The 7554-nt window shown below is 40.8% G+C and carries 6 protein-coding genes and 1 pseudogene; 2 read left to right on the forward strand and 5 right to left on the reverse strand.

Features of this window, described 5'->3' with window-relative positions; genetic code table 11:
- Positions 1-1873: 1873 nt before the first annotated feature.
- Together ED312_RS14440 and ED312_RS23815 are read right to left on the reverse strand one after the other, a co-directional pair.
- On the reverse strand, positions 1874-2182 hold the full coding sequence (locus tag ED312_RS14440; protein WP_148044301.1) for a hypothetical protein: 309 nt from the start codon (positions 2180-2182) through the stop codon (positions 1874-1876).
- 48 nt (positions 2183-2230) lie between these two features.
- Entirely contained in the window at positions 2231-2380 is a 150-nt protein-coding gene (locus tag ED312_RS23815) for a hypothetical protein (protein WP_170164526.1), read from the reverse strand.
- Between the two features lie 324 nt (positions 2381-2704).
- Here ED312_RS23815 and ED312_RS14445 point away from each other — a divergent pair, with 324 nt between their 5' ends.
- A complete protein-coding gene (locus ED312_RS14445) occupies positions 2705-3337 on the forward strand; it encodes a response regulator (RefSeq protein ID WP_123216733.1) in 633 nt (210 codons plus the stop codon).
- A 680-nt stretch (positions 3338-4017) separates the two neighbouring features.
- Positions 4018-4776, forward strand: a complete 759-nt coding sequence (locus tag ED312_RS14450) for an MBL fold metallo-hydrolase (RefSeq protein WP_123216734.1) — start codon at positions 4018-4020, stop codon at positions 4774-4776.
- Positions 4777-5169: 393 nt separating this feature from the next.
- Here the strand turns inward: ED312_RS14450 and ED312_RS14455 are convergent, their stop codons facing one another.
- From ED312_RS14455 to ED312_RS24435, 3 genes and pseudogenes are all read right to left on the reverse strand, one after another.
- Positions 5170-5922, reverse strand: coding sequence for a DUF6263 family protein (locus ED312_RS14455; protein ID WP_123216735.1), 753 nt, complete (start codon positions 5920-5922; stop codon positions 5170-5172).
- A 395-nt stretch (positions 5923-6317) separates the two neighbouring features.
- Complete coding sequence (locus ED312_RS14460) at positions 6318-7244, reverse strand: siderophore ABC transporter substrate-binding protein (protein ID WP_123216736.1); 927 nt, start codon at positions 7242-7244, stop codon at positions 6318-6320.
- A 24-nt stretch (positions 7245-7268) separates the two neighbouring features.
- Positions 7269-7554, reverse strand: a pseudogene (locus ED312_RS24435) (iron ABC transporter ATP-binding protein); the annotation flags it as partial.

The raw sequence follows: 7554 nt of genomic DNA on the forward strand, positions 1-7554 counted from the left end.
ATTGGAAGAATAAGTATAGTAAGAATTGAGCCCTTACATAAAAGGTACATCTTATTGATGAAAAGCTAAAAACTCAGGTAGTCTGAAATGAATTATCTGAGTTTTTTCTTTCAGGAAAATATCTCTACAATATAATTCGTATCCTTAAGCAATAAAGACAACTAAAGTCTACCAATTCAAATGTTCTTTTAGGTCGCAGTGAGTCACGAATTGTCAGATATTGTTTTTACCGCAATAATCACCGGAGCTCTATTTTTGCTTTTAAAATTTTTTATCCCGCTGTACCGGAAGACCTTCGCCATGAGGAACATTCAGGAGAAAGATATAATTAAGGCCCACATATCTCCGGGATTGAACAATCGTCCCATCTGCTTGTGCCCCGGCAATTGATTTATGCCGGCGAATTACGCATTGATACCTGGAAAACCACTGTAATTTCTACAGAAGTTCCTCTCATGCTCATGGAAGAGGGAATGACCTTGGAATTTCATACTTTCCCCGGCGATTATAGTTGTATTCTGCAAATAAAGCGTTGTTATTAATATTCCAGAAGTGGCACTGATGTATAAAATTTAAACAGTTTCCTATATTTGGGAAAATCTGCTTTGTGTACGTGCCTGCTTTGATATTCAGCTGCTTGTGTTTACTTTCTTTGAGTTTATCGTTATCCGTATCTGTAAACCGTTTTTTACAGGTGTTTTGCCCGGAGGGAACGGCCTGAAACCTGTAATGTTTCGCAGGTTAAACGACCCGGTTTCTGGTCGTGTTCCATGGCGGTAAAGTGATAAGAGATAATAGCAGGCAGAACGTGCCCCTTGCGGTACGACAAATATCCCCGGCCCGGCAATACAGGTTCGGGAACACCTCCGGCCCGCCACCTTAAGCATGTTGGCAAACCCGGCACCGGGGGCAACAGCACTGCCCGGCGGATGACTCCGCTGCCGGGGAGCCGGCAGGTTGAAGACAGGCGACCTCCCGGTAAAGGTTTACCCTCCCTTGCTGACGGACCGGCATACCGTATTCCCGGGCGGATAATCCGGGGTCTGTTTCTGCCATTTAAGGGATTGTGTATTCACTGAACCGGGGTGGGTTTGCCACATATGCATTCCCTGAAGCTGTAAACCTGACCTGGTATGCGGTTTAAGTAACCGGGTACGATTTTATAAGTAATCCGGTTAGCCGTTTAAGCAATGACGTACAAATTCATAAGCAGCCCGGTAAGCGGTCAACGGAAATGCATAAGTGGCCGGCAGGGGCCTTTATACCGCACCCCCATTTCTTTAAACTGCAAAGCTGACCCGGTAAGCTGTTTAAGCAATGGCCTTCGGATTCACAAGTAACCCGCTAAGCCGCCAACCGAACCCTGTATGCTGTAAACCGGGTCCCTTGTGATTTCGTACCCATTCCCTTAAGCCGCAGATGTAAGCCAGTATGCCGTTTAAGCAGTTGCCTGTGAATTTACAAGCAAGCCGGTAAGTGGAAGACGGGACCATATATGCTGCTAACCGGATTTCTCAGGCCGCGGGGGTAACCTGTTTTGCTGCCCAGGCAGTTATGGATAAAATCATAAGCAGACCGGTAAGCGGCTTACCCTTCCCCGTTAGCCGCTTACCGGTGTCCCTCCAGTGTATACACAATCTCTTAAATGGCTGTTTTCCGGGCTTTAGAGCGGAAAAGCATCCCGGTCCTTCGAAGACAGGTGGACCCGTTGGTGTAACAGGGGAAGTGCCTTGAATATCAAATCGCCACATCATAAAAAAGTGTCGAAAACCGTGCGTAACAAGAAGCTTAAAGAACAGTGATTTATTTTGCCTCTGCAAACTTTGTGTAAACCTTTGTGGTATATGTGGTTGAAAATCAATTATGAATAGTGCTAAGCAGACCTGTCGTTAGAATTTAACACATCGGTAATAAAGTGAGATTTAAGATGCTCCGATGCTTGCGTCGAAAAATATTTTCTCGGGATTTCCCCGAGGTTGTTGACTTTTTGGCATAAGTATATAAAAGCCCGGGCCGTCAGTAACAAATCGGCATGGCCTTCAATGTAGAAATAGCGGATTTGGAATTTATCTTTAAAAATGGAGGGCGGTTGCAATATGGGATGATAATCTTTAACATAATGTTTCCGGCTTTCAATCAGTTTTTTCTCATAGGTGTTCATAACGACTGTTTTTAGGTTCATCGGTTTTGTGATCTGTTTTTCTTGAGTTTTCCGCGGAAAAATCTTTGCTCAAACAACAGCTTCCACACAATGCAGCCGCTTTAGGCGTTGGAGTTCTGCTTCGGACACCTTCCGGGCCTGTACCATAAAATCATTACAGAGGACAAAGGCTTTTTCGGTTTCCTTTTTCGTGATACCGGGTTTGGATTTAAACCGCATTTCGTGGTGTTTATTGGACAATAGGCGGTATAAGTGATGCACCTTTAGCTACAGAACTGCTTAAGCAATTATATGCGAAATCATAAGCAAACAGGTATGCGGTCAACACGGTATACAGGTCTCATTACGCAGCTTTCCCATTCCCCTTCTGGTGTAACCCGAGATACGTTAATGGCTGTTCTGAAGTCTTTAATGGGATGCCTGTTGCCGGTTTCCCAACTTCTGAACCTTTTACGTTAATTGTTGTCACCTGTTCCGGGTTTTTGGAATATATATAGTATAGAATGTTGGTCAATAGTTATGGCCTGCTAATTTAAATGACTTATGACTGAAATTTTAATTGCGGATAGCACATCTATATTCAGACAAGGGTTATACACCGTTATTTCTACCCTTCCCCGAAGTGTGGTTATTGCAGAAGCCGGTAATGGTAACGAAGCCTATATCAAAATAGTGCAGCACAGGCCGGATATTGTGATCATAGATCTTAACATGTCCGGGATCAGTGGGTTTGAAGTTATCAGGAAGTCGAGAATGAGAAGCCCGGACACACGGTTTATAGCCCTGACCCTGCATCATAGTATGCATTATTATAAAAAGGCGATGAGTGTTGGAGCAGACGCCTTTTTATCAAAGGGAACTTCCCTGAAAGAATTGCACGAATGTATGGATTGCCTGATAAAAGGAGAAGAATACGTCAACAATTTCTTCAGGAAAAATATAAAAAAAACAGTGACTTCCATGGACCGGTTGACCAGAAATGAAATACAGGTTTTAAAAAAGCTGGTTGACGGGAAGACCAACCGCCAGATGGCTGATGAACTCGGCTGTGGTGAGAAGAACATCGAAAAATTAAAAACCAATCTCAGAAAAAAACTCCATATCCCCTCTTCTTACGGAGCATTGTTGTCCTGGGTATTTCAGAATAAATCTTTAATACTCGATCTTCCGGATTGATTCCGGGTACTTTCGCGAAGACTTTCTGTGCCGGGAAAGCAGGTTACGGGTAAAGTATCTTAAAAAAGGTTATTTTTTGTCACCTGTTTCCGGTCTTCGGGAATATCTATAATAGAAGAAAGACAAAACTGCTTTCCTGAGAGCTTGTTTAAAGTGACTTCAATTGGTTAAAAAATCACTCTTTTGCGCCCACTTTTCGTCTTTTTTTAGCTCCATAGCTTGGCTATGCATCGAAAAAAAGCCTTCAATTGGACACAAAATAGTTAATTTTCACTTCAATCAAGCCATTTTAAACAAACTCTGAGATGGCAGTGCCTTCTTTTTGCATGAGGTCATTTAATTTTACTAACCTGATAGTAGTCAGTGATGCGTTAATTTTTGATCAATCCCAGTAAAAGTGTTGGTGCAACTGGCTTTAAGTATGCACAAGGAGCTTTGAGAAGGCCTTGGATCGGAATTTAACGCATCGGTATAATTTTCAGAACGGATTTCCGGTCAATGATCTGTTTATGATGGTAAACAATACATCAATAGCAGGTCCAAGCCATCAGCCCTCCCCGCGAGGACATCCAATACTATGTGTAAAGGAAAAATGCTATTATTCCGGAAATCCAAGGAATAGATAGCCTCATTTGTATTCACATAATAAATTTATCCACAAGCTAAAAATAACAACAGCTATGAAAGTACATCATTTGAATTGTGTTAAAATAGAATCGCCATTTGGCTCGGCAATCGGACATTGCATACTGATTGAAAGTAATGAGTCCCTTACACTTATAGATGCAGGTATCGGAATGGCGGAAACAAAAGAACCTGAAAAAATTCTCGGGAAAGAATTGGTGGAAATAACGGGATTCCAATTTGACGAAAGCTTTACTGCAATTAAGCAAATAGAGCAATTAGGATTAAATCCTGATAAAGTAGCGAATATAATCTGTTCGCATCTTGATCCGGACCATGTTGGCGGGGCTGCGGACTTTCCCAAAGCCAGATTACACCTCTCAAAAGAAGAATACAACAGCTTTAAAGATGGTCATGAAAGGTACCTGAACCACCAACTGTCACATAACCCGGAAATTCGCTTATACGAAAAAGACAACAGCAACTGGTTCGATTTACCCGCCCGCAAACTGGATCTGGATATTGAAGCCTATTTAATACCACTGTTCGGGCACACTCCCGGACATTGTGGTGTGGCCTGTAAATTGAATAATCGCTGGACTTTTTATGTTGGCGATGCATACTATTTAAGAGCAGAACTGGAAGACAGAAACCATCCCATTGACCGGTTAGCGACAATTAGAGCCGTAGATAATAAAACTCGGCTTCAGTCCCTGGATAAAGTACGGAAGGTAATCAGCAACTTCGGTGGTGAGATGGAATATTTTGGTTATCACGACCCAACAGAGTTTAAAAAAGAAAAGGTCAGTGAATAACTGTGTGTTTCATTTTAAATTCCGGAAATCCTTCCTTATGGTATTTCCGGAATTTCTCAGCATCATAAGACAGCATAGCTATTTCTCTGCGGTTTTGCGGGAAAATGGAAACAGGTCTCACAAAGATGCTAAAGGGCAGCCCTTTGTGATAATCATCTTCCCGGTATTAATGGTTGTTGTATTAGATTGTTTTACCGGACAGGCTTCATAACAATATACCCCGGCATAAAAAAGCTGGGGCACCTGGATAAAAAACCGCAAGGCAAAAGGTATAATCATGGACTGTAAAATCATAAAATCCGTTACAATAGTGATTTTTCGCGACAATCAATCAATCCAGCTTAAACATGCTCTGAATGAAACAACTCAAGATGAGTTTATTGTGTGTTGGTGCTAATTTTTAATCACTATTTCATTTATCATCGTCATAGGTATTTTCATTCTATTTAGTGTTTGAGGACTTTCCTTGATATATGTATCGCCTTTTATCTCTTGATGGATTTTGGCTTCAATAATCCAACCGGTATTTTTATTCACCTTAATTTCGGATCTCATTGAACCTGTTAAGTCGTATTTCGTGAGTATTCCGTTTGATGATTCGGTATAAGCATCTTTATCGGTTGTCTTAATTTTTGAATACCCTTTTATTAAAGCATAATCTGGGGTCAATTCGGCAAATTCATAGTCCGTGGTTACTTTTGCAGCCATCAAAGATTTAAATTCCGTTTCTATAGTCCATTTATCTTTTTTGTTTACAGGTTTATCCGGATAAATTGCTGTAACCATTTCAATAGTTCCTTTTAGCGCATCACCTTTGTATGCATTCATGATCTGCTCTTTTTCAGTTTCAGGAAGTTGTTTAAACGGCGTCATAGCAGTTCTCCAAATGGTTTCAACATTTTTAACGTCAGTGACCTTCCCCGTTTTACTCATTGTAATTCCAAAAGGTTTATCTGTCACTGCGCCTAAAATTGTAGAAAAGATATCATCGGGGTCATGTTTCTCAGAACTAAAATCTATGGTCGCTTGTGGCATTTGCATAGCGATATCGATTTTCTTGAATTTGGCATCAATGTTATACCCGTTTTCAGTACTGTCTTTGACCAAAAAGGCCATTGTACTGGTCGTTGCGACAACCATATTCATTTTTTGTTCGTTAATCTCTTGAATTATAGTTGCTTTAGAGCTCGAAATTTATTGATACTCTTTTCCTTTCCGGAGCTTTAAAGATAAACCGGTGCTTTGAGAATGGCCCGGAATAACAATAATCAATGCAAAAATCAAGGTAAAAATTGATCTCATTTTATATGTAAGTTTATGGTATTCAGTCGTTTTAATTAACGCTAGGTCGTTATTCAATATTAATGCAGCTATTTAGGTACTTTCGGGAGTGAACAAACATTTGTAATTTAGTGTATTAATCTGTAAAACAGCCTGCCGGCTGGCAGGTTAGAAAAGCTTAGCCCCGAAAAATGGGCAAAGCACCAAAAACGGGATTTTTCTTTCAATTCTCTTCTTCCTCAAATCAAATCTCATTATAATTATTCATATCCTTTTAATATATCGTCTATCATCCGGTTCAGGGAATATGTTCCACCTCCGGACAGATACCAGACGTTCGGATCTACATGAATAATACGGTTGGTTTTGAACGCATTGGTTTTTTGAATTAAGGCATTTTCTATTTCGCTTTTATTGGTCTTCTGCCCTAACATAATCTCATTTCTGTCTATAATATAAAGAATATCGGGGTTGACACGGCTGATATATTCACTTGATACTATAGTACCATGTATACCTGTTTGCTTATTGTCATCGGCCGGTACAGCCTTCAGATCGGTGAACACAAATCCATATCTGGAATTATTGCCGAAGGTACTGAAGGCTCCGGCATTGTACATTAATATCATAATTTTCTTCGGACTTGCCGTTATGGTTTTTATCGCTTCCCCGATTTTACGTTCTATTTCCGCCACTTTTTGGTCGGTTTTCTCTTTTACCCGAAAGATGTCACCAATAGTGTTTAAATTATCGATAACAGATTGTTTGTAATTGTCGTTCCGGACACCGAGATAAACGGTAGGTGCGATTTTTGATAATCGCTCATATGCACTGGACGTCACGGCCGATATGACAACCAGGTCCGGCTTTATGTCGTCAACCAGTTCCAGATTGGGTTGAATGATCGATCCGGCATCCTGTACGTTGGTATCATTTTTATATTTTTCAAGATGTTTGGCCACGTAATCTTTGGGAATACCTGCTACCGGGATGTTCAGTTCATCAAGGGTTTCCAATGTTCCCGCATCAAATACCACCACTTTCTGAGGTTGCACAGGGACCTGAGTCGTGCCCAATTCATGCGTCACTGAAATGGTTTCGGCCGATTGTGTTCGTTTTTTGTTTTTACAGGCCGTAAAAGTTACTGCAATTGCGGCAAATATTGTTGTTAAAAGTTTTATGTTCATATTAGTTCATTTGAAAATTATACATTATATTTTGTAATAATTGCATAGGAGCGTTGCGTTATCCCTCGTAATTCTAAAGTCAATCCCATAAAGTTTTTTAAGCATATCCTCTCTCACAATTACCGTTGTTTCGTCATCGCAAATGACCTCTCCGTCTTTAAGGCCGATGATATAATCTGAATAATTTGCCGCGAAGTTAATGTCGTGAATGACTATAACGATCGTTTTGCCTAACTCCCTTGCCAAACGGGTTATGGCCTGCATGATATCAACGGCATGCCTCATATCCAGGTTGTTGAGTGGCTCCTCC

It is taken from the genome of Sinomicrobium pectinilyticum (assembly GCF_003725735.1).
Taxonomy (GTDB): Bacteria; Bacteroidota; Bacteroidia; order Flavobacteriales; family Flavobacteriaceae; genus Sinomicrobium; species Sinomicrobium pectinilyticum.